The 22,446-nt window shown below is 74.7% G+C and carries 18 protein-coding genes; 8 read left to right on the top strand and 10 right to left on the bottom strand.

Translation table 11 applies throughout. The features are described from left to right. Positions 1-90: 90 nt before the first annotated feature. The 4 genes from FS882_RS02655 to FS882_RS02640 are packed head-to-tail and all read left to right on the top strand — an operon-like array spanning position 91 to position 4,465. Positions 91-1,362, top strand: a complete 1,272-nt coding sequence (locus FS882_RS02655; protein WP_187365101.1) for an extracellular solute-binding protein — start codon at positions 91-93, stop codon at positions 1,360-1,362. Positions 1,363-1,367: 5 nt separating this feature from the next. Continuing rightward, positions 1,368-2,324 (top strand): carbohydrate ABC transporter permease, encoded by a 957-nt coding sequence (locus FS882_RS02650; protein ID WP_158370593.1) that lies wholly within the window; start codon positions 1,368-1,370, stop codon positions 2,322-2,324. A gap of 14 nt (positions 2,325-2,338) precedes the next feature. Next, positions 2,339-3,232, top strand: a complete 894-nt coding sequence (locus FS882_RS02645; protein WP_158370591.1) for a carbohydrate ABC transporter permease — start codon at positions 2,339-2,341, stop codon at positions 3,230-3,232. 45 nt (positions 3,233-3,277) lie between these two features. After that, positions 3,278-4,465 carry a glycoside hydrolase family 1 protein gene (locus FS882_RS02640; RefSeq protein ID WP_158370589.1) on the top strand — a complete coding sequence of 396 codons (1,188 nt, stop codon included), beginning with the start codon at positions 3,278-3,280 and terminating at the stop codon, positions 4,463-4,465. Positions 4,466-4,633: 168 nt separating this feature from the next. Here FS882_RS02640 and FS882_RS02635 read toward each other — a convergent pair whose 3' ends face one another. From FS882_RS02635 to FS882_RS02610, 7 genes are all read right to left on the bottom strand, one after another. Further along, the gene (locus tag FS882_RS02635; RefSeq protein ID WP_158370587.1) at positions 4,634-6,055 is read right to left on the bottom strand and encodes a dicarboxylate/amino acid:cation symporter; all 1,422 of its coding nucleotides are present in this window, start codon (positions 6,053-6,055) and stop codon (positions 4,634-4,636) included. Positions 6,056-6,144: 89 nt separating this feature from the next. Continuing rightward, on the bottom strand, positions 6,145-6,216 hold the full coding sequence (locus FS882_RS21800) for a putative leader peptide (RefSeq protein ID WP_374225953.1): 72 nt from the start codon (positions 6,214-6,216) through the stop codon (positions 6,145-6,147). 120 nt (positions 6,217-6,336) lie between these two features. Continuing rightward, on the bottom strand, positions 6,337-8,376 hold the full coding sequence (gene acs, locus FS882_RS02630; RefSeq protein WP_158370585.1) for an acetate--CoA ligase: 2,040 nt from the start codon (positions 8,374-8,376) through the stop codon (positions 6,337-6,339). A 130-nt stretch (positions 8,377-8,506) separates the two neighbouring features. Beyond that, positions 8,507-9,919, bottom strand: a complete 1,413-nt coding sequence (locus FS882_RS02625; protein WP_158370583.1) for a hypothetical protein — start codon at positions 9,917-9,919, stop codon at positions 8,507-8,509. Between the two features lie 289 nt (positions 9,920-10,208). Further along, positions 10,209-11,045, bottom strand: a complete 837-nt coding sequence (locus FS882_RS02620; protein ID WP_158370581.1) for a formate/nitrite transporter family protein — start codon at positions 11,043-11,045, stop codon at positions 10,209-10,211. A 63-nt stretch (positions 11,046-11,108) separates the two neighbouring features. Beyond that, on the bottom strand, positions 11,109-12,233 hold the full coding sequence (gene rlmC, locus FS882_RS02615; protein ID WP_158370579.1) for a 23S rRNA (uracil(747)-C(5))-methyltransferase RlmC: 1,125 nt from the start codon (positions 12,231-12,233) through the stop codon (positions 11,109-11,111). Positions 12,234-12,299: 66 nt separating this feature from the next. Next, the gene (locus FS882_RS02610; RefSeq protein ID WP_158370577.1) at positions 12,300-13,742 is read right to left on the bottom strand and encodes an NAD-dependent malic enzyme; all 1,443 of its coding nucleotides are present in this window, start codon (positions 13,740-13,742) and stop codon (positions 12,300-12,302) included. Positions 13,743-13,830: 88 nt separating this feature from the next. Between FS882_RS02610 and FS882_RS02605 the strand changes: the two genes are divergently transcribed. Further along, positions 13,831-14,724 (top strand): Fic family protein, encoded by an 894-nt coding sequence (locus FS882_RS02605; protein WP_262348023.1) that lies wholly within the window; start codon positions 13,831-13,833, stop codon positions 14,722-14,724. Between the two features lie 12 nt (positions 14,725-14,736). Here FS882_RS02605 and FS882_RS02600 read toward each other — a convergent pair whose 3' ends face one another. The 3 genes from FS882_RS02600 to FS882_RS02590 all read right to left on the bottom strand — a co-directional run bounded on the left by FS882_RS02600 (position 14,737) and on the right by FS882_RS02590 (position 19,313). After that, a complete protein-coding gene (locus tag FS882_RS02600) occupies positions 14,737-16,335 on the bottom strand; it encodes a class I adenylate-forming enzyme family protein (RefSeq protein WP_158370575.1) in 1,599 nt (532 codons plus the stop codon). Positions 16,336-16,406: 71 nt separating this feature from the next. Further along, the gene (locus FS882_RS02595) at positions 16,407-17,684 is read right to left on the bottom strand and encodes an OFA family MFS transporter (RefSeq protein ID WP_158370573.1); all 1,278 of its coding nucleotides are present in this window, start codon (positions 17,682-17,684) and stop codon (positions 16,407-16,409) included. A 72-nt stretch (positions 17,685-17,756) separates the two neighbouring features. Further along, positions 17,757-19,313 carry an acyl CoA:acetate/3-ketoacid CoA transferase gene (locus FS882_RS02590; RefSeq protein WP_158370571.1) on the bottom strand — a complete coding sequence of 519 codons (1,557 nt, stop codon included), beginning with the start codon at positions 19,311-19,313 and terminating at the stop codon, positions 17,757-17,759. Positions 19,314-19,504: 191 nt separating this feature from the next. On the opposite strand from FS882_RS02590, the gene FS882_RS02585 reads away from it, so the two are divergent. The 3 genes from FS882_RS02585 to FS882_RS02575 are packed head-to-tail and all read left to right on the top strand — an operon-like array spanning position 19,505 to position 22,444. Next, a complete protein-coding gene (locus tag FS882_RS02585) occupies positions 19,505-20,647 on the top strand; it encodes an acyl-CoA dehydrogenase family protein (protein WP_158370569.1) in 1,143 nt (380 codons plus the stop codon). 46 nt (positions 20,648-20,693) lie between these two features. Beyond that, a complete protein-coding gene (locus FS882_RS02580; protein WP_158370567.1) occupies positions 20,694-21,470 on the top strand; it encodes an electron transfer flavoprotein subunit beta/FixA family protein in 777 nt (258 codons plus the stop codon). Positions 21,471-21,502: 32 nt separating this feature from the next. After that, entirely contained in the window at positions 21,503-22,444 is a 942-nt protein-coding gene (locus tag FS882_RS02575; protein WP_158370565.1) for an electron transfer flavoprotein subunit alpha/FixB family protein, read from the top strand. The last annotated feature ends 2 nt before the right edge of the window (positions 22,445-22,446 follow it).

Genomic DNA, 22,446 nt, shown 5'->3' with positions numbered 1-22,446 from the left:
ATGCGCATAACATCTCCCATGATCTAAGCGCATAGAAGCGCGAGGCGCCCGCCGACCGCGCCGCCCCGTCCGTTCGAGGAGGAACGCACCATGATCCGTCCCGCTGCGCGCGTCGCCGTCGCGACCGCGCTCGCCCTGACCGCACTGACCGCGTGCGGCCGCTCCGACGACACCGGCGGCGCGGCCACCGACGCCGCGACCCTGTCCGAGGGCGCCGCCTCGGGCGAGCTGACCGTGTGGGCGATGGGTGCCGAGGGCGAGGCCCTGCCCGACTTCGTGCAGGAGTTCACCGACGCCAACCCGGACGTCGACATCGAGGTCGTGCCGATCCCGTGGGACGCCGCGCGCGACAAGTTCCAGACCGCGATCGCCGCGGGCACGACCCCGGACGTCGCCATGATGGGCACCACGTGGATGGCCGAGTTCGGCGACGCGTTCGCCCCGGTCCCGGACGCCATCGACACCAGCGGCATCTTCGAGGGCTCCCTCGGTACCGCCGAGCTGGACGGCACGGCGATCGGCGTCCCCTGGTACGTGGACACCCGCGTCCTCTACTACCGGACCGACCTGGCCGAGCAGGCGGGCTGGACCGAGGCGCCGGCCACGCAGGAGGACCTCAAGCAGATGGCCGCCGACATGCAGGCGAAGGCGGGCGCCGACTACGGCATCCGGCTGCAGTCCGCGGGCAACGACTCGTTCCAGGGCTCGCTGTGGGCCCCGTGGTCGAACGGCGCGAGCCTGATGAACGACGACCAGACCGAGTGGACGCTCGACACCCCGGAGATGGTCGAGGCCTACGAGTACTACACGTCGTTCTTCTCGGACGGGATCGCCAACGCCTCGGCCGACCGCAGCGCGGGCGCCCAGGAGGCGGAGTTCGTCGCCGGCACCACCCCGATGCTCATCGACGGCCCGTTCATGATGGGCCAGCTCGCGACGCTCGGCGGCGAGGGCTTCGAGGACAAGTACGCCACCGCGCGCATCCCGGCCGGCGAGTCGTCGACCTCGTTCGCGGGCGGCTCCAACCTGGTGGTGTTCCAGGACTCCGACAACGTCGACGCCGCGTGGAAGCTCGTCGACTGGCTGACCCAGCCGGACGTCCAGGTGCAGTGGTACGACGTGACCGGCGACCTGCCGTCGCAGCAGTCCGCGTGGGACGACCCGTCGCTGGCCGACGACCAGAAGCTGGCCGTGTTCGGCGAGCAGCTCGAGGACACGCAGGCCCCGCCGGTGAACACCGCGTGGGTGCAGGTCGGCGCGGCCGCCGACTCCGTGCTCGAGCGGATGACCGTCAGCGGCGAGGCGCCCGAGGAGGCCCTCGCGGAGCTGCAGCAGCAGGCGACGTCGATCGGCGTGGGCTGACCCCCATGACCACCACAGCCGCACCCCGCCCGGCCGGGTCCACGCGACCCGGCCGGGCGCCGGCCCCCTCCCGCGGGCCGGCCGCCGCCCGCCGCCGGCGCCAGGGGATGGTCGCGTGGATGTTCGCGCTGCCGTTCGTCCTGGTGTTCGGGTTCTTCATGCTCGTGCCGCTGGTGTCGTCGTTCGCGATGTCGTTCACGGACTTCACGTCGCGGGACGTGCGCACGCCGTTCGCGGTGAACTTCGTCGGCCTCGACCAGTACGTCGCGCTGTTCGGCGACGCGCGGTTCCTGAAGTCCCTCAGCGTGACCGGCACGTTCGTGATCGTCGGCATCCCCGTGACGATGGCGGTCGCCCTGGCGCTCGCGGTCGCGCTGAACTCCGGGATCAGCCGGTTCCGGTCGGCGTTCCGCGTCGGGTTCTACGCCCCGGTCGTGACCAGCATCGTCGCCGTGTCGGTGGTGTGGCGGTACATCCTGCAGCCCGACGGGCTGCTCAACACGGCGCTCGGCTGGGTCGGGATCGAGGGGCCGAACTGGCTCAGCTCGACCACCTGGGCCCTGCCGTCGCTGATCCTCATGGCCGTCTGGCGCAACGTCGGCACGCTCATGGTGATCTTCCTGGCCGGCCTGCAGTCCGTGCCTGCCGAGGTCCAGGAGGCCGCGGTGATGGACGGGGCGTCCCCGTGGCGCCGGTTCCGCAGCGTCACGCTGCCGCTGCTCCGCCCGACGCTGCTGCTCGGCGCGGTGCTCATCTCCGTCGGCTACCTGCAGTTCTTCGAGGAGGCCTTCGTGATGACGCAGGGCGGCCCTCTCGACTCCACGCTGTCGACCGCCTTCTACACGTTCGAGCAGTTCGGCTTCGGCAAGTACGGGTTCGCCTCCGCGGCGTCCTACGTGCTGTTCCTGGCCATCGCGCTCCTGAGCCTGCTGCAGTTCCGGCTGCTGCGGTCGCAGGACTGAGGGGGATCCGCACCATGTCCACGATCACCCCGCCGTCGCCGCACCCGGCCGTCGACCGGCTCGCGCAGCCGGCCCGGACGCGCCGCCGTCGGCTGCCCACCGGGCGCGCGCTCACCTACACCGTGCTCGTCGTCGGCGTGCTGCTCTGGCTGCTGCCGTTCGTCTGGATGGTGCTCGGCTCGGTCAAGACGCAGCGCGAGATCCTCACGAAGCCGCCGACCATCTGGCCGCAGGACCCGACGGTCGACAACTTCGGCCGGTGGTTCACCGACCTGAACTTCGGGCAGTTCTTCACCAACTCGGTGATCGTCGCGGTCGTGACCGTCCTCGGGAACCTGCTGTTCTGCTCGATGGTCGGCTACGCGCTGGCCAAGATGGACTTCCCGGGCAAGAAGGCGCTGTTCGCCCTGGTCATGGTCATGCTGATGGTCCCGGGCGTCGTCACGTTCGTGCCGCTGTTCGTGCAGGTCACCTCGTTGGGGCTGCTCAACACCTACCCGGCCCTGATCCTGCCGTTCCTGACCCAGCCGCTCGGGGTGTTCCTCATGCGGCAGTTCATGCTCGGCATCCCCGAGCCGCTGATGGAGGCCGCCCGGATCGACGGCGCCGGCGAGCTGCGCATCTTCGCGCGGGTCGTCATGCCGCTGTGCGGCCCGCCCCTCGCGACGCTCGGCATCCTCACGTTCCTCGGCTCGTGGAACAACTTCCTCTGGCCGCTCGTCGCGGCGCAGAGCCAGGACATGTACACGCTGCCCGTCGCGCTCTCCCTGTACTCGACGGGCCAGCAGGCGACCGACTACGGCCTGCTGCTGGCCGGCGCGGTGCTGGTCATCACGCCGATCCTGCTGCTGTTCGTCGCGCTGCAGCGGTACTTCGTCCAGGGCATCGCCACCGTCGGCCTCAAGTAGCCGGCACCCCCGTACCTCGCACACCGCACCACCGGAAGGACCCGCATGTCCGTCAGCCGCCAGTTCCCCGAGGGCTTCCTCTGGGGCGCCTCCACCGCCGCGCACCAGGTCGAGGGGAACAACGTCAACTCCGACTGGTGGGTGCGCGAGCACGCGCCGGGCACCGACCTCGCCGAGCCGTCCGGCGACGCCGCCGACTCCTACCACCGGTACCCCGAGGACATCGCGCTGCTCGCGTCGCTGGGCTTCAACTCGTACCGGTTCAGCATCGAGTGGGCGCGGATCGAGCCGGAGCCGGGCTTCGTGTCCAAGGCGCAGCTCGCGCACTACCGCCGCATGGTCGACACCTGCCGCGAGCACGGCCTCACGCCGTCGGTGACGCTCCACCACTTCACGCACCCCCGCTGGTTCGCGAAGCGCGGCGGCTGGCGGAACCCCGACGCCCCGGCGCTGTTCGAGCGGTTCACCGAGATCGCGCTGCCCGTCCTCGGCGACGACGTCGAGTGGGTGTGCACCATCAACGAGCCCAACATGGTCGCCATGACCCGCGGCGAGGAGGGCACCGAGATGACGGCCTCCCGGCTGCCCGCGCCGGACCCGCAGATCACCGACGCGCTGATCGAGGCGCACCGCCGGTCGCGCGGGGTGCTGGCGCAGCTGCCGCAGGTGCGGTCGGGCTGGTCGGTGGCGACCCAGGCGTACCACGCGGCGCCGGGTGCCGAGGAGGCCACGAAGGCCTACGGCTACCCGCGGGAGGACATCTTCCTCGACGCCGCGAAGGGCGACGACTGGATCGGCGTGCAGGGCTACCTGCGCACGTTCATCGACCCGCAGGGCAACCCGCTGCCGGTCCCCGAGGGCGCCGAGACCACGCTCACGGGGTGGGAGTACTTCCCGCCCGCGATCGGCATCGGCATCCGCAACGCCTGGGAGCGCACCGGCGGTGTGCCGGTCGTGGTGACGGAGAACGGCATCGCCACGCAGGACGACGCCCGCCGGATCGACTACACGCACGACGCGCTGGTCGGCGTGCACGAGGCCATGGCCGACGGCATCGACGTCCGCGGCTACCTGCACTGGTCGGCGCTCGACAACTACGAGTGGGGCTCGTACGCGCCCACGTTCGGCCTGATCGGCTGGGATCGCGACACGTTCGAGCGCACCCCGAAGCCCAGCGCGCACTGGCTGGGCGAGGTCGCCCGCACGGGGACGCTGACGCACCCGGCGCGCTGACGCGCCGGGCCGGCTGCTGCGCCGGCCCCTCGCTGCGCCGAGCGCCCCACTGCGCCGAGCGCCCCGCTGCGCCGAGATAGGACGTCCACGCCGAGATAGGGCCGTCGGGCGTCCTATCTCGGCGTGACGGTCCTATCTCGGCGGGCTCGGGGCGACGGACCGTCCGCCTCAGCGGGCGGCGGCCGGCTCCGGGGAGCGGGTCGGGGCCGGCTCGGGCTCTGCCTCGTCGTCGGTGAACAGGTCCTCCGCCTGGGCGGTGTCGTACTGCGCGCGGTCGAGGATGCCCTCGCGCTTCGCGACGATCGTCGGCACCAGCGTCTGCCCGGCGACGTTCACCGCCGTGCGGCCCATGTCCAGGATCGGGTCGATCGCGAGCAGCAGGCCCACGCCGGCCAGCGGCAGGCCGAGGGTCGACAGCGTCAGCGTGAGCATCACGATCGCTCCGGTGAGCCCGGCGGTCGCGGCGGAGCCGACGACCGACACGAACGCGATCAGCACGTAGTCCAGCACCGACAGGTCGATGCCGAAGATCTGCGCGACGAAGATCGCCGAGATCGCCGGGTAGATCGACGCGCAGCCGTCCATCTTGGTCGTGGCGGCCAGCGGCACGGCGAACGACGCATACTCCGACGGCACGCCGAGGTTCCGCTCGGTCACCCGCTGCGTCACGGGCAGGGTACCGATCGACGACCGGGACACGAACGCCAGCTGGATGGCCGGCCAGGCGCCGCGGAACCAGCGCGCCACGCCCAGGCCGTTCGCGCGCAGGATCACCGGGTAGACCACGAACAGCACCAGCGCGAGGCCGACGTACACGGCGATCGCGAACCGGCCGAGCGACGCCAGCGAGTCCCAGCCGTACGACGCGACCGCGTTGCCGACCAGGCCGAGCGTGCCGAGCGGCGCCAGGCGGATGATCCACCACAGCACCTTCTGGATCACGGCCAGCGCGGACCGGACGAACGTGAGGAACGGCTGCGCCTTCGACCCGGTGCGGAGCACCGCGATGCCGACGACGATCGCGATCACGACGATCTGCAGGACGTTGAAGCTGACGGACGTGCTGAGCGAGCCGTCGTCCGCCGCGGTGGTGCTCGCGCCCAGGCCGAGCGGGTTCCCCGGGATCAGGCCGTCGAGGAAGTCGGTCCAGGAGCCGGTGCGGCCGGGCTCCTTCGCGTCGTCCAGGCTGATCGTGGTGTGGTTGCCGGGCTGCAGCACCAGGCCGAGGCCGATGCCGATGACCACGGAGATCAGCGCGGTGATCGCGAACCACATCAGGGTCCGCCAGGCCAGGCGGGCGCCGTTGGCGACGTTCTGCAGGTTGGCGACCGACGCGACGATCGCGGCGAAGATCAGCGGCGGGACGATCGCGCGCAGCAGCGTGACGAACGACGAGCCGACCGTGTCGAGCGTGCTGGTGAGCCAGTTCGGCGACTCGGCGTCGGTGCCCGCGTTCACCGGGCCCATCGCGAGCGCGACCCAGCCGAGCGCGACGCCCAGCACGAGCGCCGCGATGATCTGGAAGCCGAAGGTGCCGAGCAGGGTGCGGACGCGCGAGCGCTCCCGCACCGCAGGAGCGGTGGAGGACATGCAGCAGCCTTTCGCGGGCGCGCGTCGGGGCGCGCCCGTGGGGTGGGAGGAGGCCCGCGTGACGCGGGCGGGGGGACGGAGGCGGCTGCTCAGCGACAGAGCGCGCTGGCGACCCGGCGCAGGTCGACGGCGCGACGCGCGGTGAGGTCCCACCCGGTCACTGACGCCCCCTGCTGCTCCGGTCCCCGCCGGCCGAGGCCCCGCCCGGAGGACGGTGGCGGACCGACGCGTGCCCCGCACGTCGGCGGGGCACGCGTCCAGTCTACGGCGGGCGCGCCCGGTCAGCCCTTCGGAGCCGCCAGGCCCTGCTGGATGAGGTCCATCACCGACGAGTCGGCCAGGGTCGTCGCGTCGCCCACCTGCCGGTGCTCGGCGACGTCCCGCAGCAGGCGGCGCATGATCTTCCCGGACCGGGTCTTGGGCAGCTCCGGGACCACGAGGATCGTCCGGGGCTTGGCGATCGGGCCGATCTGCTGCGCGACGTGCGCGCGCAGCTCGGTCGCGGTGTCCTCGGGCGACTGCTCGGCCGCGCCGCCGCGCAGGATCACGAACGCGACCACGGCCTGCCCGGTGGTGTCGTCGTGCGCGCCGACGACGGCCGCCTCCGCGACGGACGGGTGCGACACCAGCGCCGACTCGATCTCGGTGGTCGACAGCCGGTGCCCGGACACGTTCATCACGTCGTCGACCCGGCCCAGCAGCCAGATGTCGCCGTCCTCGTCCTTCTTGGCGCCGTCCCCGGCGAAGTAGATCCCGGGGAACCGGGCCCAGTACGTGTCCCGGAACCGCTGCTCGTCGCCCCAGATGCCGCGGAGCATGGCCGGCCACGGCTCGGTGAGCACGAGGTAGCCGCCCGAGCCGTTCGGCACCGGGTGCGCGTCGTCGTCGATGACGTCCGCGGCGATGCCGGGCAGCGGGGTCTGGGCGGAGCCCGGCTTGGCGACGGTGACCCCCGGCAGCGGGCTGATCATGATCGCGCCGGTCTCGGTCTGCCACCACGTGTCGACGACGGGCGTGCGGTCGCCGCCGATGACCCGGCGGTACCAGGTCCAGGCCTCGGGGTTGATCGGCTCGCCGACCGAGCCCAGCACCCGCAGGCTCGACAGGTCGAACTGCCCGGGGACGTCCTCGCCCCACTTCATGCAGGTCCGGATGGCCGTCGGCGCGGTGTACAGGATCGACACCCCGTACTTCTGCACGATCTCCCACCACCGGCCGCGGTGCGGGGTGTCCGGGGTGCCCTCGTAGATGACCTGCGTCGCGCCGTTGATCAGCGGCCCGTAGACGACGTACGTGTGCCCGGTGACCCAGCCGACGTCGGCCGTGCACCAGTAGACGTCCGTCTCGGGCTTGAGGTCGAAGACGTTGAGGTGCGTCCACGCCGCCTGGGTCAGGTAGCCGCCCGTGGTGTGGAAGATGCCCTTCGGCTTCCCGGTGGTGCCCGACGTGTAGAGGATGAACAGCGGGTGCTCCGCCTCGACCGCGACCGGCTCGTGCGTGTCGGACGCGCCGTCGACGGCGTCGTGCCACCAGACGTCGCGGCCCTCGGTCCAGGGCACGTCCTGGCCGGTCCGCCGGACGACGAGCACGCTCCGGACGACGTCGCCGCTGCCCTTGGCCAGCGCCTCGTCCACCGTGGGCTTCAGGGCGCTCGGGGCGCCGCGCCGGTAGCCGCCGTCGGCCGTGATGACCACGCGGGCGTCCGCGTCGAGGATCCGGGTGTGCAGCGCCTCGGCCGAGAAGCCGCCGAAGACCACCGAGTGCGGGGCGCCGATCCGGGCGCACGCCAGCATGGCGATGACGGCCTCCGGGATCAGCGGCAGGTAGATCGCCACCCGGTCGCCGGTCTGCACGCCCAGGGCGGTGAGCGCGTTCGCGGCGCGGGACACCTCGCGCTGCAGGTCCGCGTACGTGAGCGTGCGGGTGTCGCCGGGCTCGCCCTCGAAGTGCAGCGCGACCCGGTCCCCGTGGCCCGCCGCGACGTGCCGGTCGACCGCGTTGTACGCGGCGTTGAGCCGGCCGTCGCCGAACCACCGGGCGCGCGGGGCGCCGGACCAGTCGAGCACCTCGTGGAACGGCTCGGCCCAGTCGAGGAGCGAGCGTGCCTGCTCCGCCCAGAACTCGAGCCGCGCCGCGTTCGCCCAGGAGTAGAGCTCGGCGTGCGCGTTCGCCTGCGCGGCGAACGCCGGGTCCGGCGGGAACCGGCGGTCCTCGGTGAGGAGGTTCTCCAGCCCCGGCGCGGGGGCGTCCGGGGCGGTGCCGTCCGCGGGGGTGGGGGCCCCGTCGGGTGCGGACTGCGGGGTGGAGCTGTCGAGGGCCACGTGTGCCTCCAGCGCAACGACGTCGGTGCGATCTGGCGCGGCTCGGATGCCGCGTCTCTCGGCACTCTAGTAGGACTTTCGTCCCTGGCGAGTGCGTCGTCGCTGGCGTGGGCGCCGGGGCCCTCGAGCGTCAGACCCGGGGGAGCCAGCGGCGGCGCGCCGCGGCCAGCACCAGACCGGCGACGAGCAGCAGCGCCCCCACGACGAACACCGTGCCCGACGTCGCGGTGACGGTCGCCCGCACGACCGAGTACTCGGTGCCCTCCGTGGCGACCCACCGGACGACGTCCACGTGCGTCGTCGCGGGCACGTAGAGCAGCACCACGCCGACGACCGAGGCGACGAGCCCCGCGGTGATCGGGACGGTCGGGGTCCACAGGCCGAGGCCCAGCACGACGGCCAGCACCAGGACGCCGGCCGTCACGAGCACCACGCCGAGCGCGTCGTACGAGGCGTCCCAGCCGGGCGCCTGCGCCGCCAGCACGCGGGACTGGCCGAACAGCACCGTCCACACGCCGAGCGCGCCGACGACCAGGCCGACCAGCGCGCCGAGCACGTGCCGGAGAGCACCCCCGCCGGGACGGTGGGCGGGCTCGGCCGACGGGACCGAGGCCGCCGCGGCGGCGCGCCGGCCGCGCGGGCGGGCCGGGTGCTCGTCCTCCGCGCCGGGGTGCTGCGCGCCGGGGATCACGGGCGCGGGCGGGCCGGCCGGCGCGGGGGCCGACGGGTCGCCGTAGGGCACCGTGGCGTCGGACGGCCCGGTGCCGGGCAGCCCGCCGGCGCCGTCCCCGCCCGGGGCCGCCGGGCTCGAGCCGTCGTCGGAGTCCCGGGTGAGCACCGCCGCGGCGCGCGCCTCGGCCCCGCGGATGCTCGTGCGGACCGGCTCGGTGGGGGCCGGGGTGGTCGGCGTGGACGCCGCGACGGCGGCGCCGGGGGCGACGCCGCCCGCGGGCGTGGTCGGCAGCGGGGCGGTCGGCGCGCCGGAGCCGTCGGCGGCGAACCGCGCGGAGCCGGGGCCGCCGGGGGTGCCGGGCCCGCCGGGGGTGCCGGGCCCGCCCGGGGTGCCCGGTCCGCCGGGCGTGCCCGGGGTGTGCGCGGCACTCGGCAGCGCCGAGGCCGGGGGGACCTCCGGCGCCGGCGGGGTCGGCGCCGGGCGGACGGCCCGGTGCGTGCTCGTGCCGCGGGACGGGGTGCCGGTGGCGCCGGGGGCGGGGTCGGTCGTCCGGGCCGCGGTCGCGGTGGCCGGTGCCGGTGCGGCGGCGCCCCGCGAGGCCGTGGTCGGGGCGGTCGCGTCACGGGACGTCGCACCCGACGCGGGGACCGTGGGCACCCGCTCGGTCGGCGTGGTGGGCGCGCTCGGCGAACGCGGGACGGTCGCGGAACGGGGCGGGGTGCCGGTGTTCGCCGCGGTCGCGCCGGCCTCCGGGGTCGCTCCGGTCGTGCCGGCCTCGTCGACCGTGCCCGGCTCGGGAGCCGGCTGCTCCGCGGGGTCGGGCGCGGTCGACGTCGTGTCGTCCTGCTCGCGGTCCGAGGTGCTGCTCATCTCTGCTCCCTTGTCGCCGGCTCACGGTGTGCGGGGCAGGAGCGTCAGGCGCCTCCCGCGCAGCGGCTTCGGTGTCGACGCGGCCGTGCTGGTCACGTCCGTTCTCCGTCCGACGGTAGAGGGCCTGCTCGCCACCTGCCCTCCGGCGCGCCCGAGATGTCCGGATCGGGTGCGATCTGGGGGCCCGGGAGCCGGTGCGTGGCCCCGCCGGTGGAAGGTCTGGCCCGACACACCGTCGGCGTGTCGGGCCAGACCTTCCACTCGACCGGTGCTCGACCGGTGCGCGGGCTCAGCGCGCGGCGGCGGCCAGGGGCTCGCGCTCCGGCTCCGGCTCGACGGGGGTGGCCGGCACGCGCGCCGGGGCGGCCGCGACCGCGTTCGCGGCGCCGACGAGCAGCCCGCCGCCGACCAGGTTCCCGAGCCCGACGAGCAGCACGTTCCGCCCGAACTCGGCGACCGTGGCGCCCTCCAGCCCGCCGACCAGGCCGAACGAGAACGTCGTCATGTTGGCGACCACGTGCTCGAAGCCGGAGGTGATGAACACCATCACGCAGGCGAAGATCACGATGATCTTGGCGACCTCGTTCTGCAGCCGGCCCGCGCACCAGATGGCCAGGCAGACCATCAGGTTGCACATGACGCCGCGGAAGAACAGCTCCGTGCCGCTCTCCTCGGCCTTGTGGGCGATCATCGACGCGATCATCCGGCCCGCCGGGCGGTCGGGGCCGAGCGCCCCCGACAGGTGCAGGATCACGGCCAGCACGAACGCGCCCAGCAGGTTCCCGGCCAGGCAGGCGAGCAGCGTGCCCCCGGCGCGAGCCCAGGAGATGGTGCCGCGCATCGCGCCCTGGGTGAAGACCATCATCCCGGAGGTGGCGAGCTCGCCGCCGGCGACGACGACGATCGTCAGGGCGACACCGAACACGAGGCCCTGGACCAGCGGGGTGAACCCGGACCCGGCATCGGCGAGCGGCCCGCCGGCGGTTGCCATGATGACCACGCCGAGGCCGATGTAGGCCCCCGCGAGCATCGTGTTGACGAGGTAGACGCCGGGGCGGCGGGCGAGGTCCGTCTTCGTCCGGGCCGCCTGCGTCTGGTAGTCGAGGGCCTCGGCGACGCTGAGCATGCGATCAGGGTCCAGCGCCGCGACGCCCCAGACGTGGGACGAAAGGCACGCCCGGCCGCTGGTTCAGCCCCGGGACAGCGCGACGACGACCTCGTAGTGACCCGTCTGGGGGAACATGTCGAGCAGCCGGGCCCGGCGGGGGCGCAGCGACGGCATGCCGGCCAGGTCGCGCGCGAGCGACGCGGCGTTGCACGACGAGTACACGACGTCCCGGACGCCCGAGTCCTCCAGCCAGCCGGCGAGGGCGGGACCGATGCCGCGCCGCGGCGGGTTCACGATCACCAGGTCCGGCGCGGCGCCGGCCCCGAGGGCGAAGGCCGTCGCGTCGCCCGCGGCGAACCGCACGTCGGGCAGGCCGAGGTCGGCGCGGCTCTGCTCGGCGCTCGCCACCGCCTCGGCCGACGTCTCGATGCCGACGACCGCGCGACCCGGCCGGGCGACGTGCAGCGCGAACCCGCCCACCCCGCAGTACAGGTCCCACACCGAGCGCGGCTCGGCGGCGTCCACCCACTCCCGCCCGATCCGGTACAGGGCCGCGGCGACGTCCGTGTTGGTCTGGAAGAAGCTCTGCGGCCGCAGGTGCAGGTCGACGTCGTTGACCCGCATCCGCAGGGTGGCGCGTTCGGTGAGCACGACCTCCTGCTCGCCCTCGAGGACCGCCTTGTGCTCCGGCAGCAGGTTGGCGGAGACGACGACGGCCCGGGGCAGGGCGGTCAGCAGCCAGGGCAGGTGCTTGCGCAGCCGCGGCAGCGCCTCGGAGGACCGCAGCACGAACCGCACCATCAGCTCGCCGTCGGGGGACTCGGTGACCAGCACGTACTTGAGCTCGCCGCGCCGCGTCGGCACGTCGTACGGCACGAGCCGGGCGAGCGTCACGAACTCCGCGAGCACCGGCAGCGCGGCCTGCAGCGACGCCGGGTAGAGGCCGCAGTCCCGCAGGTCGACGCCGACACCCCCGGAATCGAGGATGCCCAGCGTGGGCGCCTCGACGGTGCCGCCGACGGCCATCTTCGCCTTGTTCCGGAAGCCGGACTCCGCGCTCGCCACCGGGGGCTGCCAGTCGAGCGGGCCGAACGGGTCGACCAGCTCCCGGCAGCGCTCCTGCTTGGCGGCGAGCTGGTCGGCGTAGGGCAGCTCGATCCAGGTGCAGGAGCGACACCGGGCGGCGTCGAAGTGGTGGCACTGCACCGGGCGATCCTACGGGCGCGGTGCGCGGCGCCCCGGGGCGGGGGCGTCGCCGGGGGAGGCCGCGGCCTAGATCCCCGGGACCGGGACGACCGCCACCGACCCCGTGTCTGCCCGCGGCCCGGCCGTCGCACCCGCCACCTGCGCGACCGCGGCGGCGACGGTCGAGGCGACGTCCGGGTGGAACACGCTCGGGATGATGTACGCCGGGTTCAGCTCGTCGTCGGTCACCACCGAGGCGAGCGCCCGCGCCGCGGCCAGCAGCATCGCGTCGGTGATGACGTGCGACCGGGCGTCGAGCAGTCCGCGGAACACCCCCGGGAACGCGAGCACGTTGTTGATCTGGTTCGCGACGTCGCTGCGGCCGGTGCCGACCACCGCCGCGTACCGCGCCGCCTCGGCCGGGTCGATCTCCGGCCGGGGGTTCGCCATCGCGAACACGATCGCGTCCGGGGCCATCGTCGCGAGGTCCTGCCCGGTGATGATGTTCGGGGCGCTCACCCCGATGAACACGTCCGCCCCGGCGAGCGCGCCCCGCAGCTCGCCCGTCACGCCGCGCGGGTTGGTGCGCTCGGCGATCCAGCGCAGCTCGGGTGACGCCAGCTCGCGCCCGGCGTGCACGATGCCGTCGATGTCGGCGACCACCACGTCGTGCACGCCCGCGGCGAGCAGCAGCTTGAGCACCGCGGTACCGGCCGCGCCCGCGCCGGACAGCACGACCCGGACCTGGCCGATCTCCTTGCGGACGACCTTCAGCGCGTTCGTCAGCGCGGCGGTCACGACGATCGCCGTGCCGTGCTGGTCGTCGTGGAACACCGGGATGTCCAGGCGCTCGCGGAGCCGCCGCTCGATCTCGAAGCACCGCGGCGCCGAGATGTCCTCCAGGTTGATCCCGGCGAACACCGGGGCGACCCGGACGACGGTCTCGACGATCTCGTCGACGTCCTGGGTGTCGAGGGCGAGCGGGAACGCGTCGATCCCGGCGAACCGCTTGAACAGCGCCGCCTTGCCCTCCATCACCGGCAGCGACGCCAGCGGCCCGATGTCGCCGAGCCCGAGCACCGCGCTGCCGTCGGTGACCACGGCGATGGTGTTCCGCTTGATCGTCAGGCGGCGGGCGTCGTCCGGCCGTGCGGCGATCGCCTCGCACACCCGCGCGACCCCCGGGGTGTAGGCCATCGACAGGTCGTCGCGGTTGCGCAGCGGCACCTTCGACTCGATCGACAGCTTGCCGCCCAGGTGCATGAGGAAGGTCCGGTCGCTGACCCGCTCGACGTCCACGCCGGGCAGCGCGCGCAGGGCCGCGACGATCTGCGCGGCGTGCTCCTCACCGCTGGTCGCGCAGGTGACGTCCACGGTCAGCCGCTCGTGCCCCGACGCGGTGACGTCGAGCGCGGTGACGATCCCGCCGGTCTGCTCGATCGCGGAGGTCAGCTCGGAGACGGCCGTGGGCCTGGCCTCCACGTGCAGGCGCGCGGTGATGGACGAGGACACGCTCGGCGTCGAGGGCATGGGGTCAGTGTGACCCGGAACACGGTGCGGTGCCCACGTCGGGACCTCGGCGCGCCGCGCTCCCGGTCGGCGCTCGTAGGGTGGCGGCGTGCTGCCCGTCGCCCCGCCCCCGCCGCCCGCGGGCGACGACCCGCTCGCGCCGCTGCTCGACCTGCCGGGGGTCCGGGACGCGGTGGATCGAGCGAGGACGGCCTGCGAGGAGCTGCGCTGGCACGAGGCGTTCCGGCGGCGGTGGCGCGAGGTGCGGGCCGAGGCGGACCTGCGCGCGGCGCGGGCGAGCGCGGCGGCGGACGGGGCGCGGGTGCCGCTGGACGCCCTGCGCGCGGTCGCCACCGGCTCCCCGGGGCCCGGGCCCGCCGACGGCGACGCGGCGCTCGCGGTCGCGGCGGGCGCGCTGCGCGCCACCGTGCTCGCCGCCGGCTGGCGACCGGACCTCGGCGCGCCCTCGGCGGGGGCGCTGCCGCCGCTGAGCCAGGTGCTGGCGCGGCTGCACACCGCGGCGGCCGCGGGGTGGGGGCCGGACGCGGACCTCGGGCGGCTGCGCGGCGCCGGCGCGCTCCCGCAGGACCTGACCGGGCTCGGCGAGGCGCCGGACGGCGGGGCGGCGGCGGCGCGGGTCGCGCTGCTGACCCGGACCGTCGCCTCGACGCGCGCGCCGGCGCTGCTGGTCGCCGCGGTCGTGCACGGCGAGGTGCTCGCGCTGCGTCCGTTCGCCCAGGGCAACGGGGTGGTGGCGCGGGCGGCCGCGCGGGTGCTGCTCGCGGTGCGCGGGCTGGACCCGACGGGCGCGGTGCTGCCCGAGCCGACCTGGGCGGCCGCGCTGCCGCCGTACCTGGCGGGAGCGGCGCGGTTCGCCACCGGGACCCCGGACGGGGTGGCCGCGTGGCTGACCGGCTACGCCGACGCGGTGGTGGCCGGCGCGGGGGAGGCGCGGGCGGTCGCGGACGCGGTCCTCGCGGGTCGGCTGGGACCCGCCGCCTGAGCGCCGCGGGAGTCACACCTCCGCGGTGCTCGACCGGAGGTGCTCCGCGTGGGTCCCGTCCGCCCGGGCCAGCTCGCGCACGCGCGCGCGGTCGAGCTTGCCCGTGGCGGTGCTCGGCAGCGCGTCGACCAGGACCAGCCGGCGCGGCAGCTTGTGGCGCCCGATGGTGCGCGCCGCGTGGGTCCGCAGGTCGGTGAGGTCCGGGACCGTCCCGGGCGCGGGGACGACGACGGCCACGACGGTCTCGCCCCAGACCTCGTCCGGGACGCCGACCACGGCGCACTGCCCGACACCGGGGCAGCCGTCGAGCGCCGCCTCGACCTCGGCCGGGTGCACCTTCTCCCCGCCCGTGTTGATCACGTCGCCGATCCGGCCGCAGACCCGGTAGCCGCCGTCGGCGTCGCGCACCGCGACGTCCCCGGTGCGCAACCAGCCCGGCTCGGGGAACGCCCGGGCGGTCGCCGCGGGGTCGCGCCAGTAGCCGGCGGTGACCTGCGGGCCGGACACCCACAGCTCGCCCGGCTCGCCGGGCTGCTCGACGTCCGCGCCGGTGCGCGGGTCGACGAGGCGCAGCCGGACGAACGCGAGCGGCTGCCCGACCGTGGTGCCCCGGTCCGCGACCCGGTCCCGGGGGACGCAGGTGCAGGCGGGCGCCGTCTCCGTCATGCCCCACGACTGCAGCAGCGGCACACCGCGGTCGAGGTACCGGCGCAGCAACGCCGCGGGCAGCGGGGCGCCGCCGACGAGCGCCGTGCGCAGGCTGCTGAGGTCGGTCCCGGCGAACCACGGCGACCGGGCCAGCGCGGCGTACATCGACGGGACCCCGAACAGCGAGGTGACCCGGTGCCGCGCGACGTCGGTCAGGACGGCGTCGGCGTCGAAGGCCCGGCGGACCACGACGGTGCCCCCGGTCCCGAGCGTGCGCAGCGCGAGCCCGTTCAGGCCGCCGATGTGCGACATCGGCGCGACCGCGAGGGTCGTCCCGCCCCGGCCGGTGCCGAACGCCGCGTCGGCCCCGACGGCGCTCCACCAGAGGTTGGCGTGCGTCAGGGGGACGCCCTTGGGCCGGCCCGAGGACCCGGAGGTGAACAGCAGCAGCGCGGCGTCGTCCGGGCGCGCGCGGTGCCGGGCGGGCGCCTGCGGGTCGCCCGCGGCGAGCAGCGCGGACCACGGCCGCCAGCCGGGGCGGGGGACCGGCGGACCGGCCAGGGGGTCGTCGTCGACCTGCACGCGCAGCGCGCCCCCCGCCCCCGGCCACGCGTCGGCGTCGGCGACGTGTGCCGGCTCCGCCACGACCACCGCCGGCTCGCAGCGGTCGAGGAGCGCCGCGAGCTCGGCGGCCGAGGCGCGGAACCCGAGCGGCACGGCGACGGCCCGCAGCGACGCGCAGGCGAGCAGGGTCACGAGCAGCGCGGCGGAGTTCCGGCCGACGTGGGCGACCCGCGCCCCGGGCGCGACCCCGGCGGCGCCGAGGGCGTCCGCCAGGGCGCGGACCGTCGCCGCGAGCTCCGCGGCGGAGGTGACCGTCGCGCCGTACACCAGGCTCGGCGCGGCGGGGTCGTGCACCGCCACCTGCTCGAGCGCGGCGGCGGTGCTCAGGTCGACGGGCATCGGCTCCTCCGGGTGCGGGCCGGCCGGCCCGTCCCCCGTGGGGGTGGGCCGGCCGGGGACGGGCGGGTGGGTCAGCGGGCCGCCGCGGGCGCGGGCGCCGGCGCGGTGGGCGAGGCGGCGCTCATCCGGGCGAGGTGCGCGCGCTGGATCCCGCGGAACGCGGTGGCCAGGCCGACGCCGACCAGCGCGAGCACGATGGCGACCACGAACGGCACCGTGAAGTCGCCGCCGCGGTCCGCGGCCATGCCGGACGCGAGCCGCGGGGCGAAGAACGCGGACACCGAGTACGCGACGAACACCATGGCGTAGTTGACCCCCTGGTAGCGGGGGCCGAAGTTCGTCATCGTCAGCGCGGGGAACACGCCCATGACGCCGCCGAAGCAGAGCCCCAGGCCGATGATGCCCACGGCGAACCCGGCCGTCGAGGACACGAGCACGAGCACGAGCAGGCACAGGGCCACGACCCCGTAGATGATCGACAGCGCCGTCGTGTAGCCGAGCCGGTCGGACACCGCGCCCCACAGCACGCGGCCCAGGGCGTTGCAGGCGGAGTACACCGAGACGAACACCGCGGCGGTCGCCGCCGTCAGGCCGAACATGTTCTGCCCGATCGGGGAGGCGTTGGACGCGATCATCAGCCCGGAGAACGCGCCGAACGCCATCATCACGAAGATCGCCCAGAACACCGGGGTGGCCAGGGTGCGCCGCCACGGCACGGCGAGGGCGGGGCGGCCCGCGGGCGGGGTCCACCCGGCGGGCGTGAACCCGACCGGCGCGGCGCGCAGGAACAGCGAGGCGACGACCACGACGACGGCGTACGCGGCGCCCATCCAGACGAACGCCGACCGGACGCCGGGGCCGGCGATGATCGCGTTCGCGACCGGGGCCGCGATGACGGACGCGGCGCCCATGCCACCGGTGATGAGACCGGCGGCCAGACCGCGCCGGTCGGGGAACAGCTTCATCGTGTTGCCGAGGCAGCCCGAGTACGCCAGGCCCTGGCCCAGGCCGGCGAGCACCCCGTAGGACAGGTACAGCGCCGTCAGCGACGAGGCCGCGCCGGTGAGCGCGAACCCGGCGGCGAACATCAGGCCGCCGACGAGGACCAGCCAGCGGGTCCAGCCGCGGTCGGTGAGGACGCCGCCGACGATCATCGGGATCGGGCCGACCGCCGCGTTGATGGTGAACGCCATCATCACCTGGGGCATCGTCCAGCCGTGCGCCTCGCTGAGCGGGCCGGCGAGCACGGAGAACGCGTAGATCGCACCCGTGCACATGAGCACGGCGACCGAGGACCACAGCACGGTCCAGCGGTTGATCGGAGGGGTCGACGTCGTCGTCGAGGTCATGGCGGTGGTGCCTTTCCGGCGAGAGGGGGTGGCGCGGGAGAGGTGGTGCGGGAGCGGTGGTGCCGGGACGGGTCAGCCGACGAGGTCGGCCAGCCCGCCCCACGTCTCGGAGAACAGCCCGGCGGGCATCGTCCGGAGGTCGGCCGCGACGTCCGGGACGAAGTCCATGAGGTCGAGCACGTCGCGCTGCAGGTCGATCCCGGGTGCGATCTCGGTGACGGTCATCCGGCCGTCCCGCAGCTCGAGGACGGCGCGCTCGGTCACGTACAGCACGCGCTGCCCGGCCTTCGTGGCCACGGCGCCGGAGAAGGTGATCTGCTCGACGTCGGCGAGGAACTTGCGCGCCCGGCCCTCGGTGACGATGCGCAGCGTGCCGTCGCGGACCTCGGTCTCGAGGCCGCCGGCGGTGAAGGTGCCGGCGAACACGAGCGTGCGGGCCGACTGGGAGATGTTGATGAAACCGCCGCAGCCCGCGACCCGGCTCCCGAACTTCGAGACGTTGACGTTGCCGTGCGCGTCGGTCTGCGCGAGCCCCAGCACCGCGACGTCGAGGCCGCCACCGTCGTAGAAGTCGAACTGGGCGTGGTGGTCGACCAGTGCCTCGGGGTTCCAGGAGTGGCCGAAGTCCTGGAGGCCGGCGGGGACGCCGCCGACCGCGCCGGCCTCGGTGGTGCCGAGGACCAGGTCGCTCACGCCCTCCTCCGCGGCGACCGAGCCGACGTCGCACGGGATGCCGACGCCGAGGTTCAGCACCGCCCCGCGGCGCAGCTCCATCGCGGCGCGGCGGGCGATCACCTTGCGCTCGCCGAGCGGGATGGACGCCACGGACGACAGCGGGACGCGCAGCTGGCCGGAGAACGACGGGTTGTAGTGCGTGTTCTCGGTCTGGAAGTGGTTCTCGGGCTCGGAGACCACGAGGTAGTCGACGAGCAGGCCCGGGACCGTGACGTCGTTCGGGTCGAGGGAGCCGGCCTCCGCGACCGACTCGACCTGCGCGATGACGACGCCGCCCGAGTTGTGCACCGCCTGGGCGATCGGCAGGACCTCCATCTTGAGGCCCTCCTTGCTCAGCGTCAGGTTGCCGCGGGTGTCGGCGACGGTGCCGCGGATCAGGCCGACCTGGATCGGGAAGGAGGGGTACAACAGCCACTCCTCGCCGGCCAGCTCCACGACCTGGACGTAGTCCTCCGTGGTGCGGGCCGACATCCGCGCGCCCTCGACCCGCGGGTCCACGAAGGTGCCGAGCCCGACCTTCGTGATGACGCCGGGGCGGTGCGCGGCGATCTCCCGGTAGAGCTGGGTGATGACACCCTGCGGCAGGTTGTACGCCTCGACCGCGTCCTCGGAGATGAGCTGCGCGAACGCGGGGGAGGCGATCGCGATGCCACCCATCCAGCGACGGACCAGCCCCGGGTGGCCCCAGTGGCTCATGCCCTTGTCGCGGCGGTTCCCCACGGCGCTCGCGTGCACGACGTGCAGGCCGTGCGGGGCGCCCGTGGCGAGGAAGCGGCGCTCGACGGCGGCCATCGTCTCCTCGTTCACGCACGCCAGGCCGAACCCGGACAGGGCCACGGTGGCGCCGTCCGGGACGAGGGCGGCGGCTTCGTCGGCGGTGATGATCTGGGCCACGGGCGGACTCCTTCGTCGGCAGTGTGCTGCGACGCCGACTATTTCGGACTGGGAGAGTCGGAAATTGGGACCATCGTCCCCGGACGGGCGGTCGGCGCCACCGCACGATGGACGAGCGCGGGGGTCCACCGCCCCGCCCGCCCCGGCCGCGACGACGCGAGCCGGCGCCACCACCAGGAGGGTGCAGCACCATGGACTTCGGCCTGACGGACGAGCAGGAGCTCCTGCTCTCGAGCCTCGACGACCTGCTCGAGCGCGAGTGCCCCGAGTCGTACATCGCCGAGCTGGACGCGACGCACACGCCGCCGACGGCGTTCCGCAAGGCCCTGCACGAGGCCGGCTTCGCGTCCCTCGGCTTCCCCGAGGAGTACGGCGGCACCCCCGTCGACGCCACGACGCTCGTGCTGCTGGCGGCGCGGGTCGCGCGGCAGGGCCTGAACAACGGCTACGGGCTCGAGCTGCTGCAGGCGATGGACATCCTCGAGTTCGGCTCCGAGGAGCAGAAGCAGGAGATCCTGGGCCTGCTGGCCTCCGGCGACGTGCCGTTCGCGCTCGGGTTCACCGAGCCCGGCGCCGGCTCCGACAACGCCGCGATGTCCACCACCGCCGTGCACCACGACGGGGTGGTGACGTTCAACGGCACCAAGACGCTGATCACCAACGCCCTGCAGTCGCGGTACCTGCTGCTCATGGCGAAGGACCCGGCCGTCGCGAACCCCCGCGAGGCGATCTCGATGTACCTGGTGCCGATGGACGCGCCCGGCCTGTCGACGAACCCGCTCGAGAAGATCGTCTGGCACATCTCCGACTCCTGCGAGATCTTCCTCGACGACGTCACCCTGCCCGAGTCGTGCCTCGTGGGCGTGAAGGGCGCCGGCTTCAAGCAGCTCATGCGGAACTTCGAGATGGAGCGCCTCGTCATCGCCTCCCAGTGCTGGGGGCTGGCGGAGTGCGCCTACGAGGACGCCGCCACCTACGCCGCCCAGCGCGTGCAGTTCGGCAAGCCGATCGGCCAGTTCCAGCTCATCCAGCAGAAGCTGACGGACATGGCCATCAAGGTCGAGAACATGCGCAACTTCGTGCTGCGCACCGCCTGGATGCTCGACCGGGACGTCCCGCTGAGGAGCCAGGGCGCGCTGTGCAAGCGGTACTGCGCGATGGCGGCGTTCGAGGTCGCGGACGAGGCGATGCAGGTGTTCGGCGGCGTCGGGGTCACGGTCGGCACCCGGGTCTCCCGGCTCTGGCGGGACATCCGCGGCCACCGGTTCGGCGGCGGCACCGACGAGATCATGGTGCACATCGCCGGCCGGCAGATCGTCAAGGACCACAGCTGAGCACCCGCTGCACCCCACCGACCACCGCCCGCCGGAGGAGAGAACCATGAAGATCGTCGTCGCCTGCAAGTGGGCGCCGAACCCCCAGGACGCCGAGGTGCGCCCGGACGGCACCGTCGACTGGAGCCGGTCCAAGAGCGCCGTCAGCGAGCACGACCCCGTCGCGTTCGAGGTGGCCCGCCGCCTCGCGGACGCCACCGGCGGCGAGGTCGTCGCCCTGTCCGTCGGGCCCGCCGCCTCGGACACCCCGCTGGCCCGCAAGGCCATGCTCTCGCGCGGGGCGGACCGGCTGGTCCTCGTCGCGGACGACGCGCTGGCGGGCCTGGGCAGCACCGCGGTCGCCGCGGTCCTGTCGGCGGCCGTCCGGGCCGTCGGGGACGTGGACGTCGTGCTCACGGGGCCGGAGTCCGTGGACAACGGCGACCGGCAGGTGCCGATGACGCTGGCCGGCCACCTCGGCTGGCCCGGGCTCGGGGCCGTGGGCGACGTGCAGGCGGCCGACGGCGGCCTCGTCGTCGAGCGCGCCACCGACCGCGGCGTGCAGGTGCTCGACGTCACCGGCCCCGCCGTGCTCGCGGTCGCCGCCGACGCGGTCGTCCCGCGCGTCCCGGGGATGAAGGACATCCTCGGGGCCGCGAAGAAGCCCACCGACGTGCTCGCGCTCGCCGGCCTCGACGTGCCGGCGCCGGTCGCCGCCACGGAGGTCGTCGGCACCGCCCGGCCCGCGCCCAGCGCCCGCGGCCGGCACGTCATCACCACCGCCGACCCGGCCGCCGCGGCCGCCGAGCTGGTCGACGCGCTGCGCGCCGCCGGCGCGCTGTGACCGCCGGCCCGCAGCCAGAAGGAGCAGACACGATGAACGAGAGCACGCAGGACGTCCTGGTGCTGGTGGACGGCGACGCGGCGGTCGCGGGACCGGTCGCGGTGGCCCGCGCGGCCGCGGCGCCGGGCGCAGCGGTCGTGGCCGTCGTCGCCGGCGCGCGGGCGGTGGCCGACGCCGTCGCCGCGTCCGGTGTCGACCGGGTGCTGTGGCTCGGCGAGCCCGGGGACGGGGTCCCGGTCGAGGCGCTGGCCGGCGCCGTCGCCGAGGTGGTCGCCGGGGCCGCGCCGCGCCTGGTCGTGGCCACCACCCGCGACGGCGGCCGGGCCCTCGCCGGCGCCGTGGCCGCGCGGTGCGGCGCACCGGTGCTGACCGGGGCGACGAGCGTGAGCGCGACCGCCGACGCCGTCGAGGTCCGCCGCGACGTGCACGGCGGCATCGCGGTCCGCACCGAGCGGGTCACGGGCGGCCCGGCGGTCGTGACGGTCGCGCCGGGCGGGGTCGCCGCGCCCGCGGCACCGGTCGCGGTCGAGGAGGTCGCCGCGCCCGTGCCCGCCGCCGCCGTGCGGGTCCGCGAGGAGCGGGCCTCGGGCCGTGCGTCGGTCGACCTCGGCGGCGCCCGGGTCGTCGTCGGCATCGGGCGCGGCCTCAAGGCGCGCGAGGACCTGGCCCTGGTCGAGCGGCTGGCCGCGGCGCTGGGCGCCGAGGTGGCCTGCTCGCGGCCGCTCGCGGAGGGGCACGACTGGCTGACCAAGGACCGCTACATCGGCATCTCCGGCCAGCACGTCGCCCCGGACCTGTACGTGGCCGCGGGCATCTCCGGCCAGGTCCAGCACATGGTCGGCGTCGCGGGCGCGAAGGTCGTCGTCGCGATCAACTCGGACGCGGACGCGCCGGTCTTCGCGCAGTGCGACCACGGCGTCGTCGGTGACCTCTACACCGTCCTGCCCGCGCTCGCCGCGGCCCTGGAGGCCTGACC

Origin of the sequence: Cellulosimicrobium cellulans (genome assembly GCF_007679345.1) — a bacterium.
GTDB classification, from domain to species: Bacteria; Actinomycetota; Actinomycetes; order Actinomycetales; family Cellulomonadaceae; genus Cellulomonas; species Cellulomonas cellulans_A.
The sequence above is the reverse complement of the archived record's forward strand: the minus strand, read 5'-3'. Positions and strand labels throughout refer to the sequence as shown.